This window comes from Streptomyces gilvus (assembly GCF_022513565.1).
Taxonomy (GTDB): domain Bacteria; phylum Actinomycetota; class Actinomycetes; order Streptomycetales; family Streptomycetaceae; genus Streptomyces; species Streptomyces gilvus.
Map to the genome: position 1 here is coordinate 111,911 of NZ_JAKWBE010000026.1, position 23,715 is coordinate 135,625.

General features: G+C 71.5%; 26 protein-coding genes, 1 pseudogene and 1 riboswitch. Of the genes and pseudogenes, 16 read left to right on the forward strand and 11 right to left on the reverse strand.

The features are described 5' to 3' along the window. The first annotated feature begins 12 nt into the window (after positions 1-12). The 4 genes from MKW14_RS31215 (at position 13) to MKW14_RS31230 (ending at position 3,324) form a co-directional block, all read left to right on the forward strand. Complete coding sequence (locus MKW14_RS31215) at positions 13-984, forward strand: N-acetylmuramoyl-L-alanine amidase (protein WP_240868257.1); 972 nt, start codon at positions 13-15, stop codon at positions 982-984. An 88-nt stretch (positions 985-1,072) separates the two neighbouring features. Beyond that, positions 1,073-1,855: a DUF5336 domain-containing protein gene (locus MKW14_RS31220; protein ID WP_240868259.1), complete on the forward strand. Its 783-nt coding sequence runs from the start codon at positions 1,073-1,075 to the stop codon at positions 1,853-1,855. Between the two features lie 110 nt (positions 1,856-1,965). Further along, complete coding sequence (locus tag MKW14_RS31225; RefSeq protein WP_240868261.1) at positions 1,966-2,976, forward strand: LLM class F420-dependent oxidoreductase; 1,011 nt, start codon at positions 1,966-1,968, stop codon at positions 2,974-2,976. A gap of 60 nt (positions 2,977-3,036) precedes the next feature. Continuing rightward, positions 3,037-3,324, forward strand: coding sequence for a hypothetical protein (locus MKW14_RS31230; RefSeq protein ID WP_240868263.1), 288 nt, complete (start codon positions 3,037-3,039; stop codon positions 3,322-3,324). A gap of 69 nt (positions 3,325-3,393) precedes the next feature. On the opposite strand, the gene MKW14_RS31235 is transcribed toward MKW14_RS31230, so the two are convergent. From MKW14_RS31235 to MKW14_RS31245, 3 genes are read right to left on the reverse strand one after another with little or no spacing between them, the layout of a single operon-like run. After that, positions 3,394-4,464 (reverse strand): prenyltransferase/squalene oxidase repeat-containing protein, encoded by a 1,071-nt coding sequence (locus MKW14_RS31235; protein ID WP_240868265.1) that lies wholly within the window; start codon positions 4,462-4,464, stop codon positions 3,394-3,396. Continuing rightward, entirely contained in the window at positions 4,461-5,195 is a 735-nt protein-coding gene (locus tag MKW14_RS31240; RefSeq protein ID WP_240868266.1) for a class I SAM-dependent methyltransferase, read from the reverse strand. Before MKW14_RS31240 ends, MKW14_RS31235 begins: the two co-directional genes overlap by 4 nt. Next, positions 5,189-6,625 carry a glycosyltransferase family 4 protein gene (locus MKW14_RS31245; RefSeq protein ID WP_240868268.1) on the reverse strand — a complete coding sequence of 479 codons (1,437 nt, stop codon included), beginning with the start codon at positions 6,623-6,625 and terminating at the stop codon, positions 5,189-5,191. The genes MKW14_RS31240 and MKW14_RS31245 overlap by 7 nt, the downstream gene beginning before the upstream one ends. A gap of 210 nt (positions 6,626-6,835) precedes the next feature. On the opposite strand from MKW14_RS31245, the gene MKW14_RS31250 reads away from it, so the two are divergent. Continuing rightward, entirely contained in the window at positions 6,836-7,465 is a 630-nt protein-coding gene (locus MKW14_RS31250; protein WP_240868270.1) for a TetR family transcriptional regulator, read from the forward strand. Between the two features lie 24 nt (positions 7,466-7,489). On the opposite strand, the gene MKW14_RS31255 is transcribed toward MKW14_RS31250, so the two are convergent. The 3 genes from MKW14_RS31255 to MKW14_RS31265 all read right to left on the reverse strand — a co-directional run bounded on the left by MKW14_RS31255 (position 7,490) and on the right by MKW14_RS31265 (position 10,145). Then, positions 7,490-8,353: a tetratricopeptide repeat protein gene (locus MKW14_RS31255; RefSeq protein WP_240868272.1), complete on the reverse strand. Its 864-nt coding sequence runs from the start codon at positions 8,351-8,353 to the stop codon at positions 7,490-7,492. Positions 8,354-8,444: 91 nt separating this feature from the next. Then, positions 8,445-8,681 carry a ferredoxin gene (locus tag MKW14_RS31260; RefSeq protein ID WP_240868274.1) on the reverse strand — a complete coding sequence of 79 codons (237 nt, stop codon included), beginning with the start codon at positions 8,679-8,681 and terminating at the stop codon, positions 8,445-8,447. A gap of 6 nt (positions 8,682-8,687) precedes the next feature. After that, positions 8,688-10,145: an aldehyde dehydrogenase gene (locus tag MKW14_RS31265; protein WP_240868276.1), complete on the reverse strand. Its 1,458-nt coding sequence runs from the start codon at positions 10,143-10,145 to the stop codon at positions 8,688-8,690. Positions 10,146-10,339: 194 nt separating this feature from the next. Here MKW14_RS31265 and MKW14_RS31270 point away from each other — a divergent pair, with 194 nt between their 5' ends. From MKW14_RS31270 to MKW14_RS31280, 3 genes and pseudogenes are all read left to right on the forward strand, one after another. Then, positions 10,340-11,368 (forward strand): Strvi_7410 family MBL fold metallo-hydrolase, encoded by a 1,029-nt coding sequence (locus MKW14_RS31270; RefSeq protein ID WP_240868279.1) that lies wholly within the window; start codon positions 10,340-10,342, stop codon positions 11,366-11,368. A 27-nt stretch (positions 11,369-11,395) separates the two neighbouring features. Next, positions 11,396-11,845 (forward strand): annotated as a pseudogene (locus tag MKW14_RS31275) (nuclear transport factor 2 family protein); the annotation flags it as partial. A 90-nt stretch (positions 11,846-11,935) separates the two neighbouring features. Next, entirely contained in the window at positions 11,936-12,259 is a 324-nt protein-coding gene (locus tag MKW14_RS31280) for a RidA family protein (RefSeq protein WP_240868323.1), read from the forward strand. On the opposite strand, the gene MKW14_RS31285 is transcribed toward MKW14_RS31280, so the two are convergent. Both MKW14_RS31285 and MKW14_RS31290 read right to left on the reverse strand, forming a co-directional pair. Next, positions 12,145-12,819: an ATP-binding protein gene (locus MKW14_RS31285; RefSeq protein ID WP_240868282.1), complete on the reverse strand. Its 675-nt coding sequence runs from the start codon at positions 12,817-12,819 to the stop codon at positions 12,145-12,147. The genes MKW14_RS31280 and MKW14_RS31285 overlap by 115 nt on opposite strands. Before the next feature lie 110 nt (positions 12,820-12,929). Continuing rightward, positions 12,930-13,610 (reverse strand): phosphotransferase, encoded by a 681-nt coding sequence (locus tag MKW14_RS31290; RefSeq protein WP_240868284.1) that lies wholly within the window; start codon positions 13,608-13,610, stop codon positions 12,930-12,932. A 42-nt stretch (positions 13,611-13,652) separates the two neighbouring features. After that, a riboswitch (cobalamin riboswitch) is annotated at positions 13,653-13,772 on the forward strand. A gap of 131 nt (positions 13,773-13,903) precedes the next feature. Between MKW14_RS31290 and MKW14_RS31295 the strand changes: the two genes are divergently transcribed. The 7 genes from MKW14_RS31295 (at position 13,904) to MKW14_RS31325 (ending at position 21,227) form a co-directional block, all read left to right on the forward strand. Beyond that, positions 13,904-15,154 (forward strand): SCO2321 family membrane protein, encoded by a 1,251-nt coding sequence (locus MKW14_RS31295; RefSeq protein ID WP_240868286.1) that lies wholly within the window; start codon positions 13,904-13,906, stop codon positions 15,152-15,154. Beyond that, positions 15,151-15,795 (forward strand): SCO2322 family protein, encoded by a 645-nt coding sequence (locus MKW14_RS31300; RefSeq protein WP_240868288.1) that lies wholly within the window; start codon positions 15,151-15,153, stop codon positions 15,793-15,795. Before MKW14_RS31295 ends, MKW14_RS31300 begins: the two co-directional genes overlap by 4 nt. Then, complete coding sequence (locus tag MKW14_RS31305) at positions 15,785-16,960, forward strand: energy-coupling factor transporter transmembrane component T (protein ID WP_240868291.1); 1,176 nt, start codon at positions 15,785-15,787, stop codon at positions 16,958-16,960. Before MKW14_RS31300 ends, MKW14_RS31305 begins: the two co-directional genes overlap by 11 nt. Further along, a complete protein-coding gene (locus MKW14_RS31310; RefSeq protein ID WP_240868292.1) occupies positions 16,957-18,768 on the forward strand; it encodes an ABC transporter ATP-binding protein in 1,812 nt (603 codons plus the stop codon). The genes MKW14_RS31305 and MKW14_RS31310 overlap by 4 nt, the downstream gene beginning before the upstream one ends. Next, positions 18,765-19,568: an ECF transporter S component gene (locus tag MKW14_RS31315; protein WP_374116618.1), complete on the forward strand. Its 804-nt coding sequence runs from the start codon at positions 18,765-18,767 to the stop codon at positions 19,566-19,568. Before MKW14_RS31310 ends, MKW14_RS31315 begins: the two co-directional genes overlap by 4 nt. A 277-nt stretch (positions 19,569-19,845) precedes the next feature. After that, positions 19,846-20,262 (forward strand): aggregation-promoting factor C-terminal-like domain-containing protein, encoded by a 417-nt coding sequence (locus tag MKW14_RS31320; RefSeq protein WP_240868296.1) that lies wholly within the window; start codon positions 19,846-19,848, stop codon positions 20,260-20,262. A gap of 257 nt (positions 20,263-20,519) precedes the next feature. Then, complete coding sequence (locus MKW14_RS31325) at positions 20,520-21,227, forward strand: YoaK family protein (RefSeq protein WP_240868298.1); 708 nt, start codon at positions 20,520-20,522, stop codon at positions 21,225-21,227. Between the two features lie 72 nt (positions 21,228-21,299). Here the strand turns inward: MKW14_RS31325 and MKW14_RS31330 are convergent, their stop codons facing one another. From MKW14_RS31330 to MKW14_RS31345, 3 genes are all read right to left on the reverse strand, one after another. After that, the gene (locus MKW14_RS31330; protein ID WP_240868300.1) at positions 21,300-21,833 is read right to left on the reverse strand and encodes a GNAT family N-acetyltransferase; all 534 of its coding nucleotides are present in this window, start codon (positions 21,831-21,833) and stop codon (positions 21,300-21,302) included. Positions 21,834-21,836: 3 nt separating this feature from the next. Next, positions 21,837-22,049, reverse strand: coding sequence for a helix-turn-helix domain-containing protein (locus MKW14_RS31335; RefSeq protein WP_240868303.1), 213 nt, complete (start codon positions 22,047-22,049; stop codon positions 21,837-21,839). 297 nt (positions 22,050-22,346) lie between these two features. Continuing rightward, positions 22,347-22,655, reverse strand: a complete 309-nt coding sequence (locus tag MKW14_RS31345; protein ID WP_240868305.1) for a hypothetical protein — start codon at positions 22,653-22,655, stop codon at positions 22,347-22,349. Between the two features lie 595 nt (positions 22,656-23,250). Between MKW14_RS31345 and MKW14_RS31350 the strand changes: the two genes are divergently transcribed. Further along, positions 23,251-23,715, forward strand: a 465-nt coding sequence (locus tag MKW14_RS31350; protein WP_240868308.1) for a hypothetical protein, incomplete at its 3' end; no start/stop codon positions are given.

Sequence of the window (23,715 nt, forward strand, 5' to 3'; positions counted from 1 at the left end):
AGGGTGGCAGGCGTGTCGTACGTAGGACCGGACTTCGATCCACCCCAGCCCCGCCGTCCCCGCCGCGGCCCCCTCACCGTCGCGCTCGCCGCGCTGGTGCCGGGCGCGTTGCTCGGGTGGCTGGTGTACGAGGCCGTGGGCGGGTCGGGCGACGACGGCAAGGGTTCGGACCAGGCGACGGTACGGTCGTCCACGGCGAGTACGTCCCCCAGTGCCGCCGCCTCCTCACCCAGCGACGACGCCAAGCAGCCGGACAGTCCCACGCCGACCCTGGCCTCCCCCACCGCCTCCGCGCCCGCCGCCTCCGGTTCCCTCAAGGGCAAGGTCATCGTGATCGACCCGGGCCACAACCCCGGCAACTTCCAACACACGGCCGAGATCAACCGCAAGGTGAACATCGGGACGAACTACAAGGAATGCGACACCACGGGCACCTCCACCAACGCGGGTTACACGGAGGCCCAGTTCACGCTGGACGTCTCGCACCGGCTGAAGGCGCTGCTGGAGAAGCAGGGCGCGACCGTGAAGCTGACCCACGACAACGGCTCCCCGTCCTGGGGCCCTTGCGTCGACCAGCGTGCCCGTATCGGCAACGACGCCCACGCCGACGCGGCGATCTCCATCCACGCGGACGGCGCGGCGGCCGGTGACCGCGGCTTCCACGTCATCCTGCCGGGCATCGTGCACGCGGGCGCCGCCGACACCCGCTCCATCGTCGCCCCCTCCGCCGACCTCGGCGAGCGCATCGCGGGCAACTTCGTGCGCGTCACGGGCGAACCGCCGTCCAACTACATCGGCGACGGCACCGGTCTCGTCACACGGAAGGACCTCGGCGGTCTCAATCTGTCAACGGTTCCCAAGGTGTTCATCGAGTGCGGCAACATGCGCGATAGCAAGGACGCGGCACTCCTCACCAGCGCCGCCTGGCGGCAGAAGGCCGCACAGGGAATCTCTGAGGGAATCGTGAGTTTCCTGCGCGGTTAGCGGCGGGCGGCCTGGTCCCGGCAGACACCCTGGTCGGGGGGACGATAGTGTCTACCGACGACGAGACGACTGATCCGAAGGACCTGAAGTGAATATCCGCTCCCTCACTCGAGGCGACGGCGTGGTGATCGGGGCAGCGGTGTTGCTGTTCATCGCGTCGTTCCTCAAGTTCTACTCCGTCGACGCCATCAGCAGCTACGACGCGAACGCGTGGGACGACCTCGGTACTGGCCTCGGCCTCTACATGGGCGGAGTGATCGGTGCCGCTCTGATCGTCGTCAACCGCGCGCTGCCGCAGCCGCGCAAGGTCGTCGGTCTGGACCTCGGCACGGTGGGCACGGCGTTCACGGTCCTCGTCGCATGGGCCCTGTTCTGGACGCTGGTGGACGTCCCCACCGGGGGCAGCGCCGCCGCCGGCCTCATCCTCGGCTTCATCGCCGCCCTCGTCCTCGCCGGCGCCGCCATCGCCACCCCCCTCGTCCCCGCCCTGCAGGCCGCTCTCGTCCCCGCGCCCAAGCCGCAGGTGACGCAGCAGCCGTACGGGGCCCAGCCGCCCGGGGGTTACGGATACCCGGGGGGTCAGCAGGCGCAGTACGGGGGACAGCCGCAGGCGGGGCAGCCGTACGGGGCCGCCGCTCAGCCGCAGCCGGCGCAGGCGCAGCCGCCGGCCGGGGAGTTCTCACCGTTCTGGTTCGCTGTTCCGGTGCCCCGGCCGCTGTTCGCGGAGGACGGTTCGCCCACGCCGATCGCCGAACTCGCCCCGGGTACCTGGTACCTGGCGGTCGAGCAGCGCGGTCCGGGCCTGGTCGCGCAGACGCAGGACGGGCGGCGGGGCGTGCTGCAGGACACCTCCGGGATCCAGCGCGGCTGAGTCCGTCCCCGACGTCGTTCACGGCCTCTCGCCCTTCCGGGCGGGGGGCCGTTGTCGTACAGTCGCAGCCCCCGGTCCGGAAGCTGACGGGCCGTCAGATGGGAGGCGTCATGCGACTCGGGCTCGCTCTCGGTTACTGGGGCCGTGGCCCCTCCGCCGGTCATGTGCCGCTGGCCCAGGAGGCCGAGCGGCTCGGGTACGACTCGGTGTGGACCGCCGAATCCTGGGGGTCGGACGTCTTCACGCCGCTGACCTGGATCGCCGCCCAGACGTCGAGGATCAGACTGGGGACGGCCGTTGCGCAGATGGCGGCCCGCTCGCCGACCACCACGGCCATGCACGCCCTCACCCTCGACCATCTCTCCGGGGGCCGGGTCATGCTGGGGCTCGGGCTGTCGGGGCCGCAGGTGGTGGAGGGGTGGTACGGGCGTCCGTTCCCGAAGTCGCCGCTGACCGCGACCCGGGAGTACGTGGACGTCGTACGGCAGGTGCTGCGGCGGGAGGGGCCGGTGGCGCTGGAGGGGCGGTTCCACTCGCATCCGTACCGGGGGGAGGACGGGACCGGGCTGGGCAAGGCGCTGAAGCCGATCACGCATCCGCTGCGGGCCGATCTGCCGGTTCTGCTCGGGGCGGAGGGGCCGAAGAACGTCGCGCAGACGACGCGGATCGCCGACGGCTGGCTGCCGCTGTACTGGTCGCCGACCCGTCCCGAGGTGTACGAGGCCTCGCTCGCGGACGCTCCGGAAGGGTTCCTCATCGCCCCGATGGCTCAGGTACGGGTCTGTGACGACGTGCGCGAAGGGCTGCTGCCGGTGAAGACGATGCTCGGCTTCTACATCGGCGGGATGGGGCACGCGGCCCGGAACTTCCACGCCGATCTGATGGCGCGGATGGGGTACGAGGAGGAGGCGCGCAGGATTCAGGAGCTGTTCCTGACCGGGCGGCGCGAGGAGGCGGTGCTCGCGGTGCCGGACGCCTTCGCCGACGAGATCTCGCTCGTCGGTCCGCGGGAACGCATCGCCGAGCGGCTGGAGTTGTGGCGCAAGGGCCCGGTGACGGACCTGCTCGCCCTGGCCCCCGACCCGCACACCCTGCGCGTGCTGGCGGAGCTGAACTCCTGAGGTCGCCGCGTACGAAAATCAGCCGGGTTTCATTCAGAAACCGGCGGCAATCCGCAAGGTATGTCTCGATACAGCAGCGGCAATCGAGCCGGGGCGGTCATAGCGATCGTCGCCGACATCATGGCCCTCATCCTGGGCCTGTGGATTCTGATGTACCTGCTGGACGCCAACCGCGCCAACGACCTGGTGCAGTTCGTCCACAACGCGGCCAACTGGTTGGCCGGCTGGTCCCGTGACCTCTTCACCTTCGACAAGGCCTGGGCCCGCGTCATCGCAGGCTACGGCCTCGCCGCAGTCGTCTACCTCTTCATCGGCCACGCCATCGCCGGCCGCATGCAGCGCCACTGACGGCTCGGCGGAGGGCAGCGCTGCTGAGGATCGCCGGATGCAGCGGCGCTGAGAGCCCCCGTCACGCCCTCATTCGCAGCAGTCCGTCTCCAGGCCCCTCGGTAGGTGGTCGCCGCTGAAGATCGCGCAGGTGGCCTCGTGGCCGCCGAGGGCGGCGACGGCCAGGAGGAGGGAGCCGGCCGTCCAGGTGGTGAGTTCCTGGGGCCAGACGGCCTTGTCCTCGAAGACGTAGCCGGTCCAGTACAGGCCGCTCTCCGCGTCCCGGAGGTGCTGGATGGACTGGAGTACGTCCAGCGCCCGGTCGGACTCGCCCATCGCCCAGAGGGTGAGGGCGAGTTCGGCCGACTCGCCCCCCGTGACCCACGGGTTGGGGACGACGCAGCGCACCCCGAGCCCGGGTACGACGAAGCGCTCCCAGCCTTCCTCTATGCGGGACTTGGCCTCGCTGCCGGTCAACGCCCCGCCCAGCACGGGGTAGTACCAGTCCATCGAGTAGCGGTCCTTGTCGAGGAACCGCTCCGGATGCCGGCGTATCGCGTGCCGCAGCGCACCCACCGCCAACTCCCAGTCCGGCTGCGGCTCTTCACGCTGTTCGGCGATGGCGAGCGCGCAGCGCAGGGCGTGGTGGACGGAGGAGGAGCCGGTGAGGAGGGCGTCCGTGGTGGACGTGCCGTCGTCCTCGGCCTTCCAGCCGATCTGTCCGCCGGGCTGCTGGAGCCGCAGGACGTACTCGATCGCGGCGTAGACGGCGGGCCACATGCGGTCGAGGAAGGTGTCGTCGCCGGTGGAGAGGTAGTGGTGCCAGACCCCGACGGCGATGTAGGCGACGAAGTTGGTCTCGCGGCCGCGGTCGGTGACGTCGGCGAAGTCGCCGTCGGCGTAGGCCGCGTACCAGGAGCCGTCCTCGTTCTGGTGCCGGGCGAGCCACGCGTAGGCCCGCTCGGCGGCCTCGTGCTCACCGGCGGCGTCCAGCGCCATCGCGGCCTCGGTGTGGTCCCAGGGGTCCAGGTGGTGGCCCCGGAACCAGGGGATCGCGCCGTCCTCCCGCTGCTGGGCGAGGATGCCGGCGACGGTCGCGGCGGCCTGCCCGGCGGTGAGGACCCCGGGCAGGACGAGGTGTTCTGTCCGGGGGGTGGTCACTTGGCGTCCACCGCCGGAAGGTGCGGCTTGGTCGCGTAGGCCACGAAACTCTTGCCGATGAGCGGGTTCAGCGCCTGCTCGGCGACCCGGGTGGCCAGGGGTTTCTTCATGATGTCCCAGACCAGCAGCTTGTGGTACGCCTGCACCGGCAGCGCCTTGTCGTTGTCGACGCCGAACGCGCACTTGAGCCACCAGTAGGGGCTGTGCAGGGCGTGCGCGTGGTGGGTGCCGTAGGGCTGGAGCCCGGCTTCCCTGATCTTCGCGAGCAGTTCGTCCGCCTTGTAGATGCGGATGTGCCCGCCCTCGACCTCGTGGTAGGCGTCGGACAGGGCCCAGCAGACCTTCTCGGGGCCGTAGCGCGGGACGGTGATCGCGATGCGCCCGCCGGGCTTCAACACCCGTACCATCTCGGCGAGTACGCCCTTGTCGTCCGGGATGTGCTCCATGACCTCGGAGATGATCACGACGTCGAAGGACTCGTCGGGGAAGGGCAGGGCGAGGGCGTCGCCCTCCATGGCGGTGGCGGTGGCTCCGGCGGGGGCCTCCCCGGCCTCCTTCATCGCCGCGAACCACTTGGCGACCTCGCGGATCTCCTCACCGTTCTGGTCGAGGGCCACGACCTGGGCGCCGCGCCGGTAGCACTCGAAGGCGTGCCGGCCGGCCCCGCAGCCGAGGTCCAGGACGCGGTCGCCCGGGGCGAGCGGGAACCGGGAGAAGTCGACGGTCAGCACGTGGCCCTGCTTTCGGAGTCTGCGTGGGGTTCGAGGGTGGGGGTGGTCGGCGGCACCGTGGCCGGCGGTACGGGCGCTCCTGCGCTCGCCGGGGGGCGAGCGGCGGACCTCGCCCTGGTCTTCGCGCCCGGCACTGCCGCGATGGCCGCGCGGTAGTGGGCGACGGTGCCCTCGGCGGCCTTGGCCCAGGTGAACCGGGCCAGCACCCGCTCGCGTCCGGCCCGGCCCAGCCGTACGCGCAGCTCGGCGTCGCCCAGCAGCCGGGTCAGCGCGGCCGCGAGCGCCCCGGGGTCCCCCGGCGGCACCGCGAGGCACGTCTCGCCGTCGCGGCCGGCGACCTCGGGGATGGCGCCGCCCGTCGTGGCGACGAGCGGCGTGCCCGTCGCCATGGCTTCGGCGGCGGGCAGCGAGAAGCCCTCGTAGAGCGAGGGCACGCAGGCGACCTGGGCCGAGCGGACGAGGTCGACCAGTTCGGCGTCGGAGATGCCCTTGACGAACTCGACGGCGTCCTCGAGGCCGTAGCGCTCCATCGCCTGCGCGACGGGGCCCTCGGCGGGCCGTGTGCCGACGACGACGAGGTGGGCCTCGGGGTGCTCGGTGCGCACCTTGGCGAGCGCCTCGACGAGGAAGACGAGCCCCTTGAGCGGCACGTCCGCGCTGGACGTCGTGACGATCCGCCCCGGGACGACGGGGACCGACGCGTCGGGCGAGAAGAGCTCGGTGTCGGCGCCGATGTGGACCACGTGCATACGGTCGTCCCGTACGCCGAGATGGTCGACGATCTCCTGGCGGGAGGTGCCGGAGACGGTGAGCACGGAGGGCAGCCGGCGGGCGACGCGCTTCTGCATGCGGGTGAAGGCGTACCAGCGCCGCTTGGACACGCGCTGCTGCCAGGTCTCGGCGGCGTCCAGCTCCAACTGCCGGTCGACGGTGATGGGATGGTGGATGGTGGTGACGAGCGGTGCGCCGACGTCGCCCAACAGCCCGTAGCCGAGGGTCTGGTTGTCGTGCACGACGTCGAACTCGCCGCGCCGGGCGCGCAGATGGCGGCGGGCGCGCAGGGAGAACGTCAGCGGCTCGGGGAAGCCGCCGGTCCACATGGTGGCGACCTCCAGCGCGTCGATCCAGTCGCGGTACTCGTCGCGCTTCGGGGTGCGGAAGGGGTCGGGCGAGCGGTAGAGGTCCAGGCTCGGCAGCTCGGTCAGGGAGAGGCCGTCGTGGCCCTCGTCGAGGACGGGGTAGGGCTGGGAACCGATGACCTCGACGCGGTGCCCGAGGCGGGCCAGCTCGCGCGAGAGATGGCGGACGTAGACGCCCTGGCCGCCGCAGAACGGGTTCCCTTTATACGTGAGGAGCGCGATGTGGAGCGGTCGCTCGCCGTCGGCGGCGGAGTCCTCCTGGCGGCCCGCCTGACTGGCCTCAGCGGTCACTCTGGGCCCCCTTCTGCATGCATTGTCCCGCGAGATTACGCCGGGACGCTAATCTAGAACAAGTTTCAGACTTGATCGTCCAGGAGGCTCTGAATCTACCGGGCGGTAGGGGTGCTGTGAGCAGTGGATCAGGTGATTCGCGCCACGGCGCGCACCCTGCCATGCTCGGTGCGATCACCAGCCCTCACCGAGTGTCACGGAACGGGATCCATGCCTGTGGAAGCCAAGCTCGAAGCCACCGGGCGCCCAGCCTCCCCGCCCCTCACGGAGCGGCAGGAGGCGCGCCGTCGCCGCATCCTGCACGCGTGCGCGCAGTTGGCCAGCCGGGGCGGTTTCGACGCGGTGCAGATGCGGGAGGTCGCCGAGTCCTCGCAGGTGGCGCTGGGCACGCTGTACCGCTACTTCCCGTCCAAGGTGCATCTGCTGGTCGCGACGATGCAGGACCAGCTGGAGCACATGCACGGCACGCTCCGCAAGAAGCCCCCGCAGGGCGAGACGGCGGCGGAGCGGGTCGCGGAGACCCTGATGCGGGCCTTCCGCGCCCTGCAGCGGGAGCCGCACCTGGCCGACGCGATGGTCCGCGCGCTGACCTTCGCCGACCGCAGTGTCAGCCCGGAGGTCGACCAGGTCTCCCGTCAGACCACGGTGATCATCCTGGATGCGATGGGCCAGGACGATCCGACCCCCGAGCAGCTCTCCGCGGTCCGCGTCATCGAACACACCTGGCACTCGGCCCTGATCACGTGGCTGTCGGGCCGCGCCTCCATCGCCCAGGTGAAGATCGACATCGAAACGGTGTGCCGCCTGATCGACCTGACGGCTCCCCCGAACAAGTCCTGAAACTCACCAGCCCCGCACCCGCCCTCACCCGACCGCGGCGAGCCCGCTCCAGCTTCTCCCGATCGCCGTCCCCGCCGCCCACTGCTCCAGCAGACGCCGGGCCTCCGCCTCCGGGGCGGCGAGGGAGACCTGTTGGGCGCCGGTGCTGACGGTTCGTTCCTGGTGGTGGGTGCCCTCGCTGCAGCAGGAACACAACATCCGTACGCCGCTGGCCGGTTCGGCGCCGTAGTGGTGGTCGACGAACAGGGTGAGCAGGGCCGTCAGGTCCTCCGTCTCGGCGGCGGCGACCGTGACCTCCAGGGTGGGCAGGTCGGAGGCCTCGAAGAGCAACAGTTCGTCGAAGACGGGGTAGGTGACGCCGTCGACGATCCGCTCCCCCTTCGGCTCGCCGTCGTGCACGACGATCTCGCCGTAGCGCCGGCCGCCGGTCACGGGCACGTTGACCACCCGCCCCCGGGTCGGGCACAGCCGCTCGATCCACACGACCTCGCGCCGGCCCCCGGTGTCGAGCCGTACGCACGCGTTGCCGAAGCGCCCGACGATCTCGCCCTCCCCGTCCGGGAGTTCGATGCCGAAACCGGCCCAGGCCGCACGGGCCGTGGCCCAGTCGCGCTGGATCGTCGCCGCGATGCCGAGGTTCCAGTACGCGGGGTCGCCCTCGCCGCGCGGCGCACGTGCGGCGGCCTCACGCCCGAGCTCGTACGCCTTCGCCCAGTTCCGCAGGAACTTGTGGGCGAGCGCGGCGTCGTACCACCACACCGCGCTCGGCCCCGCGTCCGGGAAGTGCGCCAGCACCCGCTCGTACAGCTCGGCGGAGCGCAGCCACTCCTCCGCCTTCCAGGCCTCGCGTGCCTGCTTGATCAGCCGTCTGGCCTCGCGCTTGTCCACGCCTGTCGTCCCCGCCCCTGATCGGTCCCGTAGAAACCGCAGGAGACTACCCCGCCGCACCGACAGCGCCTGGCGGAGGGGGGCGCCCGTGCTACTCGTCCTCCGGTGGGAACACCGCCTCCCCGCTGCCCAGCAGCGTGATCACGATCGCCTCCACGGGGCAGTTCTCGGCGGCGTCCAGGATGCGTTCGTTGGCGTCGGTCTCCGGGTCGACCGGGTGGGACTGCATGGCGGAGTCGAGGCGGAACGCGCCCGTCGCGCGGTGGACGCACTGGGCCGAGCCGATACAGACGGAGCGGTCGACCTCGACGTGCCAGCGGTCGCCCATGGCAGGTCAGCCCTCCCAGCCGGCCGGGAGGTGGATCATCTTGTGTTCGAGGTACTCGCCGTAGCCCTCGGGCCCGAACTCCCGTCCCACACCGGAGTTCTTGTAGCCGCCGAAGGGGCCGAGCATGTCCAGGCTGAAGGTGTTCACGGAGTACGTGCCCGTACGGACCTGCCTGGCGACCTCGATCCCGTGCGCCACGTCCGCCGTCCACACGCTGCCGCTGAGCCCGTAGTCGGAGTCGTTGGCGATCTTCAGGGCCTCGGACTCGTCGCCGTAGGGCAGCAGGCAGATCACCGGGCCGAAGATCTCCTCCCGGGCGATCCGCATGGAGTTGTCGACGTCGCCGAACAACGTGGGCTCGACGTACCAGCCCTTGTCGAGCCCCGGCGGACGGCCCCCGCCGGTGAGGATCTTCGCGCCCTCTTCCTGCCCGATGCGGATGTAGTCGAGGTTGCGCTGCTGCTGGCGCTTGGCCACCAGGGGGCCGACCTGGGTCGCCGGGTCGAGCGGGTCGCCGACCACCAGTGCGCTCGCCGCCGCGGAGAACGCCTCGGCGAACTCGTCGTAGCGGGAGCGCGGCAGCAGGATGCGGGTCTGGGCCACGCAGGCCTGGCCGTTGTTCATCCAGGCCGCCGGGACGACGCCGGCGACGGTGGTCGCCACGTCCGCGTCCGGCAGGACGACGGCGGCCGACTTGCCGCCCAACTCCAGTGTGACGCGGGTGAGATGGCGGGAGGCGACCTCCATCACGCGCTTGCCCGCGGCCACCGAGCCGGTGAAGGCGACCTTGTCGATGTCCGGGTGCCCGACGAGATACTCGCTGACCTCACGGTCGGCGGGCAGGATGGACAGGACACCCTCCGGCAGCCCGGCCTCGCGGGTGATGTCGGCCAGGATGTACGCGTCCAGCGGTGACTCCGGCGAGGGCTTGAGGATCACCGTGCAGCCGGTCAGCAGCGCGGGCGCGAGTTTGGCGGCGGCGACGAACTGCGGGACGTTCCAGGGCACGACGGCGGCGACGACCCCGACCGGCTCCCGCCGCACGAGGATCTTCCCGAGGACACCGTCCCGCCTCTCCTCGTACGTGAAGTTCCGGGCGACCGTGATCGCCGCGTCCCAGACCATCATCGCGCCCAGCGCCTGGGCGAGGACGCTCCAGGAGTACGGCGACCCGTTCTCGGAGGAGATGACCCGGGCCAGCTCCTCGTGGCGGACCGCGATCGCGTCCTTGATCCGGGTGACGACCTCGATCCGCTCGTCCAGCGACATCCGTGGCCAGGGCCCCTCGTCGAAGGCCCGCCGCGCCACGGCGACGGCCCGGTCGACGTCCTCCCGGGAGGCGTGCGGCACCCGCCCGATGACCTCCTCGGTATGCGGCGAGATCACCTCGATGACGTCCCCGCCCAGGGGATCGGTCAGTTCGCCGCCGATGAACAGCTGTCCGTGTTCCACGAGCTCGGCCATCGCCACTGCCCTCGTTTCTGACGGTGTTTCAGAAACTGATACCAGTTCTACTTCAACTAGGCCAGACCTCCTCCGCAGGCTCATGGGCGTTGCCCCGCACCGGTATGGGCGCATCGGTGTGGCGTTGCCGCGCATCGGGTCATTGTGAAACGGGTTCTAGTTATAGTGGGCGGTGGCCGTGGAGCGGAGGGTGGATGGTGGAGACGTTCGATCATGGCGGGGGCGTGCGGTCCGTTCGGGTGCCCATCCCGGACAATCCCCTCGGCCACACGCTGGTCTACGTCGTCGACACCGACCGGGGGCCGGTGCTGGTCGACACCGGCTGGGACGATCCCGCGTCGTGGGACACGCTCACTGAAGGGCTGGTCGGCTGCGGGACCGCGGTCGAGGAGGTCCACGGTGTCGTGATCACCCATCACCACCCCGACCACCACGGACTGTCGGGCAAGGTCCGCGAAGCCTCCGGCGCGTGGGTCGCGATGCACGCGGCGGACACCGCGATCGTGCGGCGCACCCGGGAGACCCGGCCCGAGCGGTGGTTCTCGTACATGTCCGCCAAGTTGACGGCGGCCGGGGCGCCGGAGGAGCACGTGGCGCCGCTGCGCACACCCCGCCCCCGCACCACCCTGCCCGGCTTCTCGCCCGCCCTGCCCGACCGGGAGATCGTGCCCGGCGAACTGCTCGACCTGCCCGGCCGGCGCCTGCGCGCGATCTGGACGCCCGGCCACACCCCGGGGCATGTGTGCCTCCACCTGGAGGAGGAGCACCCGGCTCAACTCCCGGGCAGTGGGCGGCTGTTCTCGGGTGACCACCTGCTCCCCGAGATCACCCCGCACATCGGCCTGTACGAGGACCCCGACGACGCCACGGTCACCGACCCGCTCGGCGACTACCTCGACTCCCTGGAGCGCGTCGGACGCCTCGCCCCCGCCGAGGTGCTCCCCGCCCACCAGTACGTGTTCACCGACGCGGCGGCCCGCGTACGGCAGTTGCTCGACCACCACGAGGAACGGCTCACCGACCTGCGTTCCCTCCTCGTCGAACCCCTCACGCCCTGGCAACTTGCCGAACGGATGGAGTGGAACCGCCCCTGGGACCAAATCCCCTACGGATCAAGGAACATCGCGGTCTCGGAGGCCGAGGCGCATCTGCGGCGTCTGGTGAAGCTGGGACGGGCCGAGGCGGTGACGGGGAGCGATCCGGTGATGTACGTGGCCGTGTGAGGTCGCTTCCTGTGCTACGACGTCCGTATGGATCATCTTCTCGCCGAGCACGCCGAGCACGCCGAACGCGCCTGTGAACGTCTGATCCTCGACTTCGTGCACCGGCTCGACCTCGGTGAACCCGCCTCCGTGGCCGAGCTGTTCACCGAGGACGGCGTGTGGGAGTGGCCCCCGCCCGGGGACGGACGCCGGTCGGAGGGACGGGAGGCTCTGCGGGCGTACTTCGGCGCACGCCCCTCGGACAAGCTCTCGCGACGCATCATGTCCAACATCCGCGTCACGGTGACGTCCGAGAACACGGCCGAGGCGACCTCGTACTTCACCACGTACCGGATCGAGGGCTGGGACGGCGGCATGGTGCCGGCCGGCGCACCTGTGCAGGTCGGTCACTACGAGGACACCTTCCGGCGCGTCGAGGGGCGGTGGCTGCTCGCCTCCCGGACCTTGCGGCTGCCCTTCGGCGGACCCACCCCTCGGCAGGGGCGGGGCGCTCTCGAAGCGGTGCGTACTGACCGGGCGCCGTTCGTGCGGTTCGCCGACGGCAGCGAGCCGCCGTTGTCGCAGGGGGTGCGTGTCGGGCCGTTCCTCTTCGCTTCCGGGCAGGGGCCGTTGGACCCCGTGACCGGGGAGCTGCCGGCGGACTTCGGCGCGCAGGTGCGGCAGGTGCTCGCCAACGTCGAGGCGGTCGTCGTGGCGGCGGGCGGCGACCGTACGTCCATCACCCGCTGCACCTGCTACCTGGCCGACCCCTCCCACTTCCCCCAATTCAACGCCGTCTACGGGGAGTTCTTCGCCGACTGCACCCCGCTTCCGGCCCGCACGACGGTGGTGGCGGGGCTGGTGCGGGAGGGGGTGCTGGTGGAGGTGGACGCGGTGGCGGCGCTCGGGTGAGCGATGAGGCGCGAAGGGTCCTGGAGGTGGTTGGGCGGACGCCCCTCCGGGTCCCCCGGCGGAAGCGGGTCGACGGTCAGGACCCGCTCCCCCGGCATCCCCAGCCGCTCCCGGCTGGTGGCGAGGACGCGCAGTCCCGGCGCGGCCGCCAGCAGATCGGCGACCAGCGTCACGCAGTCCGTCAGCACGTGCTCGCACGAGTCCAGGACCAGCAACAGCCGCTTGTCCTGCGCCCACACCGACAGCGCCTCGGTCGCCGAACCGGTCGAGTGGTCGACGAGCACCAGCGTCTCCATGACGGCCGGCGGCACCTGGTCGCCGGCGCGGAGCGCGGACAACTCCACCAGCCACACACCGTCGGGGTGGACGTCCCGGGCCGCCCCGGCCGCCCGTAGCGCGAGCCGCGTCTTGCCGGCCCCGCCGACCCCCACGAGGGTCAGCAGCCGTCCACCGCTCACCAACTCGCCTCGAAGCCAGGCGAGTTCGTCCCGTCGGCCGACGAAGGGGCGGCTGTCGGGCGGCAGGTTCCCCGGACCGGGTGGGTCCTTCTTCGCAGGCACGCTGACAGTGTGGCCGCACTGCACCGGGACATATGCCACACGACCGAGTACGACCGAAAGATCACCGCAATTGGCCGTTACGGGGCGTGTTCCGACGCCTTGCGCTCACATCACAGTGATCGGATCAAGTCCTCCGCCTCACCCAGGAGTTCGATCTCCCTCCGGCTCATGACGGGCTGGGCCGCGCGGCGGCGCCGGGCCGCCGTCAGGCCGTCCCCGGTGAGGTGGGAGGGGTCGGCGAGGAGGCCGGTCAGCACCTCGTGGGCGAGACCGGCGATCGGCTCCTCGCCCACGGCGACCTGGGCGAGGATGATCGCGGACATGCCCCAGTCCAGGCCGGGACGCCCCTCCTCGGCGTTGCTCCAGTCGATGACCCGGGGTCCGTCGGGGGTGAGCAGCACGTTGTCGGGATGCAGGTCGAGGTGCAGGACGCACCCGCCGGAGTCCCGCCCGGGAACGGCGTGCAACTGCCGCAACAGCCGCGCGAGCACCGCCCCGCCCTCCCGCGGCCCCATGGCCCCCGCCCCGAAGGCCGCCAGCATCGTCGGCCCCGACAGCCGCTCCATCACCAGCTCGGTGCGCGTGGAGTCGGCGAGGCGTACCCGGGGCACGGGGTAGCCGTGCCGGCCCACATGCTCCATGACGGCCCCTTCGGCGAGGGCGTCCCCCCACCCCTCCCGATTGCGCCGCAACACCCAGCCGGCGTCGAACTCGTAGACGTCGGAGGTCCGCCCGGACCCGAGCAGCCCGCCGACGCTGCTACCGCCTTCGCCCCTCCCCGTGATCCCCATGGCCCGGAAACCACCCCTCCCACAGCCGCCGCTCAGGCGATTCCTACGGGCCGGTAGAGTGGCCGGGTCGTCATCACGCCCGTACGGGGGGAAGCCGGTGCAATTCCGGCGCTGACCCGCAACCGTCAACCAGCCGAACCCGGCCGGTGAGCCGGACTGCCCCGTACGGACTCGTGACCGGCTCACGTGCGTCGGCGGTCCGCCGGTGCACGGCACCGTCGAGGAATACGGGGCCGAGCCGCCGGGGTGTCCCGTGCTGCCCGGCTCCCTTCAGGGAGAGGCATCCGCCGATCATGAACTTCGTCAGCCGTTGCACCGCGGCCGTGGCCGCCACCGTGGTGATCGGCACCGCGACCCCCGCGGTCGCCGCGCCGCCGTCTCCCTCGCCGAAGGTGGCGATACCCGACGGGTTGTACGGCGCGGCGGATCCTACGTACGACGGGGTGTGGCGGCAGTCGCTCAGTCTGCTGGCGCAGAACGAGGTGGGCGTCGACCCTGCCGACAAGGCCGTGGCCTGGCTGGCCGGCCAGCAGTGCGCGAACGGCGCCTTCCCCGCCTTCCGCGCGGACGCCGGCAAGCCCTGCGCGGCCAAGCTCGCGGTGGACACCAACAGCACGGCGGTCGCGGTGCAGGCGCTCTCCACCATCACCTCCACGTACGACTCCCAGGTGGGCAAGGCCGTCGCCTGGCTGAAGTCGGTGCAGAACAAGGACGGCGGCTGGGGCTACTCCCCCGGCGGAGCCAGCGACGCGAACTCGACCTCCCTCGTGATCGGCGCACTCGCACAGGCCGGCGTGACGGTGCCGAACCTCCGCAAGGACGGCAAGTCCCCGGTCGACGCCCTGGCCAAGCTGGCGCTGCCCTGCGGCGGCAAGGACGGCGGCGCCTTCGCCTACCAGCCGGGCAAGAAGGGCGCGTTGACGGCCAACGCGGACGCCACCGCCGCGGCCGTGCTCGGGGCGTACGGCGACACGCTCACGGGAAACCGCCAGGACGACACGGACGCGCCCATGAGCTGCGCGAAGGCCGCGGATGACGGCCTGGACACCGAGGCCGGGGACAACGGCGCCGTCTGGCTCGCCAGGACACTGGCGAAGGACGGGTACCTCAAGTCCGTGCTGCCCGGCGCCGCGGACCAGCCCGACTACGGCAACACGGCCGACGCGGTCGTCGCCCTCGCCACCGCGGGCCGCAACGACCAGGCCGCCGCGTCCCTGCACTGGCTGGAGGGCCACGCCGCCAAGTGGGCGGAGCAGGGCGGCCCGGCCGCGTACGCCCAACTCATCCTCGCGGCGAGCGTGGTCAGGGGCGGGGACGCCCGTCACTTCGGCGGCAGGGACCTGGTCACCCTGCTCAACGCGACGGGACCCACCCCCAAGGCGATCAACAAGCTGCCCCCGACCGCCACCCCTTCACACAGCCCCAAGGCGTCCGACGACAACGACGGCTCCCTGCCCGTCGGTTGGACCGTCGGCGGCGGCCTGCTGCTGGGCGCGCTCATCGGCTTCGCGCTCATGTTCCGCGGCAGGAAGCGACAGTCATGACACGCCGGTACGTGGCCCTTCTCCCGGCCCTGCTGCTGGTCCTGCTCCTCCCGACCTCCGCCCAGGCCACCGGCTACCGCTACTGGTCCTTCTGGACCCGCACCGCCACCCACTGGACCTACGCCCCCCAGGGCCCCTCCACCGACCGTCCCTCCGACGGTGACGTCCAGGGGTTCCGTTTCTCCGTGAGTGAGGACTCCAGCGACGCGGCGACGCCCCGGGGGACCGCCGACTTCGCGACGATCTGCGCGAAGACGCCGGCGCGGGACGGCAGGAAGCGGGTGGCCCTGCTCATCGACTTCGGCACCCGCGCGGACGCCCCGTCCGGCGAGACCCCGCCCCCGACCCGTACGACCTGCGCCCAGGTGTCCCCCGACGCGACGACGGCGGACGCCCTGGCCGCCGTGACGAAGCCGCTGCGCTACGACACCAACGCCCTGCTCTGCGCGATCGCCGGCTACCCGGAGAAGGGCTGCGGGGAACAGGTGGCGGCCGGGAAGAAGACGCGGACCGCCGCGAAGGAGGGGGAGAAGAAGGGCAGCGACGGTCCCTCGGTGGGGCTGTGGACGGGAGTCGCCGTCGTGGCGGTGCTGGGCGCGGCAGCGGTGTGGCAGGCGAGGCGGCGCAGGCATGTCCGGTAGCGAGGCACAGCCGGAACGCCGTCGTACCACCCGGACGGCCCCCGAGCCGAGGAGAAGCGGCGAGCGGCACACGCCCTCGGGCGTCACCGCCCCGCGCCCCGCGCACCCCACCCCCCTGCACCCCGGCGCCTGGTGGCTCTGGGCCATCGGGCTCGGTACCGCCGCCACCCGCACCACCAACCCCCTCCTCCTCGCCCTGCTCATCGCCACGTCCGCCTACGTCGTGGCGACGTGCCGACCCGCCTCCCCCGCCGCCCGTTCCTACTCCGCCTTCCTCAAGCTCGCCCTCGCCGTCCTCCTCATCCGCCTCACCTTCGCGACGGTCCTCGGCTCCCCGATCCCCGGCACCCACACCCTCGTCACCCTCCCCGAACTCCCCCTCCCCCACTGGGCCCAGGGCATCCGCGTAGGCGGCGATGTCACCGCCGAGTCCGTCCTCTTCGCCCTCTACGACGCCCTGAGACTCGCCGCCCTCCTCATCTGCGTCGGCGCCGCGAACGCCCTCGCCAGCCCCGCCCGCCTCCTCAAGTCCCTCCCGGGCGCCCTGTACGAGGCCGGCGTGGCCGTCGTCGTCGCCCTCACCTTCGCCCCCAACCTCATCGCCGACGTCCACCGACTGCGCGCCGCCCGTCGTCTGCGCGGCCGCCCCGACAGCGGCATCCGGGGCCTCCTCCACGTCGGACTCCCGGTCCTGGAGGGCGCGTTGGAACGCTCCGTCGCCCTCGCCGCCGCCATGGACGCCCGCGGCTACGGCCGTACCGCCACCGTTCCCGCCCCCGTACGCCGTACGACCACCGCCCTCACCCTCGGCGGCCTGCTCGGCGTCTGCGCCGGAACGTACGGTCTCCTCACCGCCGAAGCCGGCGCCTACGGCCTTCCCCTCCTCCTCGCCGGCCTCACCGCGGCCCTGGCCGGCCTGCGCCTCGGCGGCCGCCGCAGCCCGCGTACCCGTTACCGGCCCGCCCGTTGGGACCTCCGCGCCGGGCTGGTCGCCTGCTCCGGCGCCGCGGTGGCCGCCCTCCTCACCCTCGCCGCGACCACCGACCCCGCCGCGCTCCACCCCGGCGTCGTCCCGCTGACCGCCCCCACGCTCCCCCTCTGGCCCGCCGCGGCCGTCCTCCTCGGCCTCCTCCCCTCCCTCGTCGCCCCCAAGGAACCGACATGATCCGCTTCGAGAACGTCTCGGTGACGTACGACGGCGCGACCGAACCGACCGTCCAGGGCGTGGACTTCGAGGTCCCGGAAGGTGAACTCGTCCTCCTGGTCGGCCCGTCCGGCACCGGCAAATCGACCATCCTCAACGCGGTCAGCGGCCTGGTCCCGCACTTCACCGGCGGCACCCTGCGCGGCCGGGTCACTGTGGCGGGCCGCGACACGCGGACGCACAAGCCGCGCGAACTCTCGGACGTGGTCGGCACGGTGGGGCAGGACCCGCTGTCCCACTTCGTGACGGACACGGTCGAGGACGAACTCGCCTACGGCATGGAGTCGTTGGGCCTCCCGGCCGAGGTGATGCGCCGCCGCGTCGAGGAGACCCTCGACCTCCTGGGGCTCGCCGACCTCCGCGCCCGCCCCATCTCCACGCTCTCCGGCGGCCAACAGCAACGCGTGGCCATCGGCTCGGTCCTCACCCCCCACCCCACGGCCCTGGTCCTCGACGAACCGACCTCGGCCCTGGACCCGGCAGCAGCGGAGGAGGTCCTGGCGGTCCTCCAACGCCTGGTCCACGACCTCGGCACCACGGTCCTGATGGCCGAACACCGCCTGGAACGAGTCATCCAGTACGCCGACCAGGTCCTGGTCCTCCCGGCCCTGGCCTCCGCACCCCAACTGGGCACCCCGGCCGAGATGATGGCGACCTCCCCGGTCTACCCACCGGTGGTGGAACTGGGCCGCCTGGCAGGCTGGGACCCCCTGCCACTGACGGTAAGAGACGCCCGCCGCAGAGCAACCGACCTACGCGACCGTCTGGCCAGGCCGACGCACAGCCCCAACGCAGCCACCACCGCGCCGCCTACGGCAACCGCACAGCCCAACTCCGCGCCGTCTGCGGGCAGTCGTGCTGCTAGAGCGGCTCCCGACCCAACGAGAGGCGGCACCCCGCAAGCGCGGTCAGGCGACACGCCCCCACCCCCAGCCCCCACCCGCCGCTGGCCAACACTCCCCCGCAACCGCAACCGCAACCGCACCGCACCCCGACCCCCAACCCCGACAACTCCCCCACCCCCCGCCCACCTCCAATCCGTAACAGTCACCCGCACCCACACCCGAGCCCTGCACCAGGCCACCCTCACCATCACCCCCGGCGAAACCATCGCCGTGATGGGACGCAACGGCGCCGGCAAGTCCACCCTGCTCAACACCCTCGTCGGCCTGCTGGAGCCCTCCTCCGGCACGGTCCGCGTCTCCGGCCTCACCCCCCACCGCACCGCACCCCCCACCCTCATCCACCACGTGGGCCTGGTCCCCCAGGACCCCCGCGACCTCCTCTACACGGACACCGTCGCCGCGGAGTGCGCGGCCGCCGACCAGGACGCCCAAGCAGCCCCCGGCACCTGCCGCACCCTTCTCTCCGACCTGCTCCCGGGCATCCCGGACGCCACCCACCCCCGCGACCTCTCCGAAGGCCAGCGCCTCACGCTCGCGCTCGCCGTCGTCCTCACCGCGCGCCCGCCCCTGCTCCTCCTCGACGAACCGACCCGCGGCCTGGACTACGCGGCGAAGTCCCGTCTCGTCACCCACCTCCGCACCCTCGCCGCCGAGGGCCACGCGATCGTCCTGGCCACCCACGACGTCGAACTGGCCGCCGAACTCGCCCACCGGGTGATCCTGCTCGCGGACGGCGAGGTCATCGCCGACGGTCCGACCGAGGACATCGTCGTGTCCTCCCCCTCCTTCGCCCCGCAGGTGACCAAGATCCTCGCCCCGCAGAAATGGCTCACGGTCACCCAGGTGAGAGACGCCCTGTCATGACGAACGCCATCCGCCTCGGCCCCCGCTCCCTCACCGCCCTCGCCCTGACCTCCACCGTCGGCGTCGTCGCCTTCGGCTGGCCGTTCCTCGCACCGCCGGACTCCACGCTCGCCGCCCACGCCCAGGACGCCCCCTGGCTCTTCGCCGGTCTGCTCATCCTGCTCGTCGCCGTCGTGGCCGCGACCATCGCCGAGTCCGGCCTCGGTCCGAAGGCCGTCGCCATGCTCGGCGTCCTCGCCGCGACCGGCGCCGCCCTGCGCCCCCTCGGTGCCGGAACCGCCGGTATCGAGCCGATGTTCTTCCTGCTGCTGCTCAGCGGCCGTGTCCTGGGCCCCGGCTTCGGCTTCACCCTCGGCTCGCTGACGATGTTCGCGTCGGCCCTGCTGACCGGCGGCGTCGGGCCCTGGCTGCCGTTCCAGATGCTGGCGATGGGCTGGTTCACGATGGGCGCGGGGCTGCTGCCGGGCCCGGACCGCCTCCGGGGCCGCGCCGAACTCGCCCTGCTCTCGGCGTACGGCTTCCTCGCCGCCCTCGCCTACGGCACCGTCATGAACCTCGCCGGCTGGCCCTTCATGGGCGCCCTGGCCTCGGGCATCGCCTTCGACCCGCACGCGGCCGTGCCCGCCAACCTGGCCCGCTTCGTCGCGTACTGTCTGGCCACCTCGCTCGGCTGGGACCTGGGCCGCGCGGTCGTCACGGTCGTCCTCACGCTCGCCCTCGGCCCAGCCGTGCTCAAGGCGCTACGCAGAGCCACCCGCCGCGCCGCTTTCGAGACCGCCGTCACATTCAAGAGCGGTTGAGCGGTGAACCGAACCACATGACCCAGATCACTCACTAACCTACCTAGTAGGGCATATCGGACGCCATGAGCATGCCATAAGCGCCTCCGACCTGCACATCGAAAGCCAGGTCACAGGAAGCACGCACCCCCCAGATGCGACCACAACTAGTAAAAGGGGTCATTGCAGACACCCTTCGAGCCTGTTTCTCTGGACGACGTCGCACGGCGCCGACGAGCCCCCGGCCTCGGCGCCGACGCATGACCGCGACTCCCTGTCCCCGAAGAAAAGGTCCCTCGTGTTCGTCTCCCGCCTCGCCCGCCGCGTCTCGCCGAAGAAGGCCCTCGCCTCCGCCGCCGTGGCCGCCGCCACCACCGGCATGGTGCTGACCGCGGCGCCCGCCCACGCCGCGACCGCCGACTCCGTGACCCAGGCCAAGGCGATCGCGCACAGGATGATCCCGAACGCCGCGCAGTACAACGCCTTCAACAACATCGTCGCCCACGAGAGCGGCTGGAACGTCACCGCGACCAACTCCTCCTCCGGCGCCTACGGCCTGGTCCAGGCCCTGCCGGGCACGAAGATGGCCTCGGCCGGCTCGGACTGGAAGACCAGCGCCAAGACCCAGATCGAGTGGGGTCTGCAGTACATGAACTCCCGCTACGGCAGCCCCGCCGGCGCCTGGGCCTTCTGGCAGGCCAACGGCTGGTACTGATCCGGCCGAGCGTGACCGCGGCCGCTCCGGCTGGTCCCGCACGCTGCCGAAGTACCGCACCGACGCCCCGCACCCTCGCTCCCTGACCTGCGAGGGTGCGGGCGCATGTGCGGGCGCATGTGCGGGCGTTGCCGATGGGCACGTCGGTGTCGCATGCCACCGCCGCTACGGACGTACGCTGCGCGTCGGCATCCGAGACTCCCCCGCTCCCGTGGTGCACTTGGGTGCACCCGCCCGTCCGGCCGACCGGAGCCCTCATGAGCGAGCAGAGCGAGCCGAGCACGCAGCCGCAGAAGCGGACGGACGAGCGTGAGGCGCGCGGACTGCGGCTCGTGGTCGTGCTGTTGGGGCTGACCGTGGTCAGCGGGCTGATCGACGCCGTGAGTTATCTGGGGCTCGGGCACGTCTTCACGGCCAACATGACCGGGAACGTGGTCGTGCTCGGGTTCGCGGCGGCCGGGGCGCCCGGCTTCTCCGTGCCGCACACCGCCACCTCGCTGGTGTTCTTCCTGCTCGGCGCGGTGGCCGGCGGGCGCGTCGCGCGATGGCGGGGCGAGGGCTCGCGCCGTGCGTGGGCGCGGCTGACCCTCGCCGCCGAGGCGGTCCTGGTCGGCGCCTCCGCCGTCGTCGCGTTCGCCGCGCCGCACGCCACGGCCACCGTCTACGCCGTGATCGCCCTCACGGCCTTCGCGATGGGCCTGCGCAACGCCACCGTCCGCAAGCTCGGCATCCCCGACCTGACGACGACCGTCCTGACCATGACCCTCACCGGCCTCGCCTCCGACTCCCGCGCGGGCGGCGGCTCGGGCCTGCGCTCACCGCGCCGCAGCGCCTCGGTGGTCGCGATGGCGGCGGGCGCCTGCCTGGGCGCGTGGCTGGTCCTCCACCACGGCCTGGGCATCCCACTGCTGGTCGCGGCGCTCACGGCGGGGGTCCTGGCGGCGGTGGCGTCGGGCCGGGAGTAGCCGGTCAGCCGAGGTCCACCGGGATCCCACTCGAACACGCTCACAGGGGAAGACGGCGGTCGCGGACGGAACTCATCGGTCGGCGGGGGTCGTGAGGAGCCGGGCCGTGTGCAGACCTGTCTCCGCCGGGTACCGGGTGCGGTTGCCGATCGTGTCGCCCGTCATCTCCTTTGGTACGCCGACCTCGAACCCCAGACCGCGCAGGAACCCCAGCCCCGGCTCCCATCCCGACGGGCAGGTGGCCGTCACGGTCCGCATCCCCCGTCCGGCCGCCTCCTCGATCAGCCGCCGCGCGACGCCCGTACCGACGCCCGCGCGCCGTACGTCCGGGGCGACGAGGAACAGCCCGACCGAACAACTCCCGGTGTCCGGATGCCGGTCCACCACATCGACCAGACCCACGATCTCCTCGCCCCGGCACAGCACCAGCAGCCGCTTCTGGTCGACGTCGGCGCCCTCGGGAAGCGCGTAGTACAGGCTCTGTACGTCCGCCGCGAGCGCCGGCGCCCCGGTCGCCGCGACGAAGTAGTCCTCGCACGCCGCGAACAGCAGGGCCACGCCCGTCTCGTCCTCCGGCGTCAGCTCCCTGACCTCGATCTCGTCCATGCCTCACGAGTATCCCGAGTTCTCGAACCACACCGTCTTCCCGCCCCCGGGCGCGGGCGCCACCCCCCACTTTGTGCGGGCCGCCACGACGGCCTGTGCACCGTCGGCGGCCTCGGCCACGAAGGTGAAGCCGGGCGTGTTGCCGATCAGCGCGCGGAGCGCCGCGCACAGCAGCGGCTGATCGTCCGTGACGGCCACGGAGATGACCCCGCTCACGGTGATGCCGTCGGATCCGGCAGCGGCACGGTGGCGGTCACGCGGAACCCACCGCCCGGGAGAGGGCCGGCCCGGAATTGCCCGCAGTGCAGGCTGACCCGCTCGCGCATTCCGATCAGGCCGTGCCCGGTACCCGGCGGGCCGGCCAGAGGAATCCGCGGCCCTGACAGGTTGTGACCTCGATCGACAACTGGCGTGCTCCGTAGGTGAGGGCGACCTGGCAGTGGCTGGCGGTGCTGTGCCTGGCGATGGAGACCGGAAACCGAGCAGCGGCTCCGCCGCCGGTCCCCCGCTTGTTCAGAAGACCTGATGCACGTGCAGGTCGTAGTGCCTCAGGCCGGGGTTGTACGTGCAGTAGTGCTGGAAGACGATTCCTCCGCCTGGAAAGCTGTCCAAGCGGGCCGCGTCCTGGAGACAGGCGGAGCAGGTACCTTCCGAACCCACATATGCGTCGCCCCGCTGGGCGGTGTTGTTGCAGTCGGAGAGGCTCTTCGGACTTGCTACGGCCCGGGCGGTCATGGTGGCCGCGCCGGCAGAGGGAGCCAGCGCGCCGCCGAGAGCGATGGTGACCATTGCCGTCAGGGCGGCGTACTTCGAGATGTTCACAGGAGATCCTCCTGACTCAGAGCAAGGAAGCGCGGGCCGGATGAGCCCGTGCGCCGGACGCGAACGGCGGTGGTTGGCCACACACCGACCAGACCCCGCAGGTATCCGAGGGGCTTCTTGGTGGGGACCGCCTGACCGAGCCACAAGAACCACGTCAGCCCGGAGTCGAACGAGCGGCTTCGAAGAGCGAGCCCGTGCGGCGTGGTGCCGGTTCGGCGATGAACAAACTACGTCGACCGGGAGCACCTTCGTAGTCCGACGATCGACCTACGCGCAGCCTGTCCGAGCAACTCCCGACAGGACGCGTGGGTCAATGGCGCAAGAGTGAAGTCGTCGGCAGGTGTGGTCCGTTCACGACTGGACCTGCATCAGGCAAGAAGCGCGGCCCATCCGAATCGACAGCCCAGAGAGCGGCATTCGGGGAGCCGCGTTTGCAACCCCGGGCTGAGAATCTGTCCCCCATTCATTGGACACGAATGTCTCCGATCACCGGACAGACAACCAGTCCTTGAAGTGGAACCGTGGTCCTCGCCCGTCAAAACTGATCATTCGGAGGAGATTCATGGTTACGGGAAAGCGTCGCGCATTCGGTGCGATGACCCTGGCCGTCGCGATGGCCGGCTTGATCGCCACCTCGGCGTCCGCAGCCCAAGTAGTCCCCCACCCGCTGAAGGCCGACAGGACAACAGTCCGTACCGCGTCATTCGGCAAGCAGTTCCTTCCCAAGGACATTTCGCAGGAACGGTGCTACTACCTCTCCGCCAGCAACAACAACCACCTGTGCGTGCAGATCATCACCGACGCCTTCGGTAACTGGACGGGCGTGCACACGACGTACTTCAAGGCGACACCGGGAACAGTCAAGATCCAGCTCGGCTGGGCGCACACGGACAACAGCCCGGGGAACGCCAGCCGCTGGGTCAACATCAGTGGCGGCAACGCGGTCGGCATCGACTTCATGGACAATCCCCGAGGCTGCGTCATGGGCACAATGAACGTCCAGGGGCAGGGCCACTTCGACACCCTCGGCGGAGCTCCCTCGAACGGGGTGTTCTGCTCC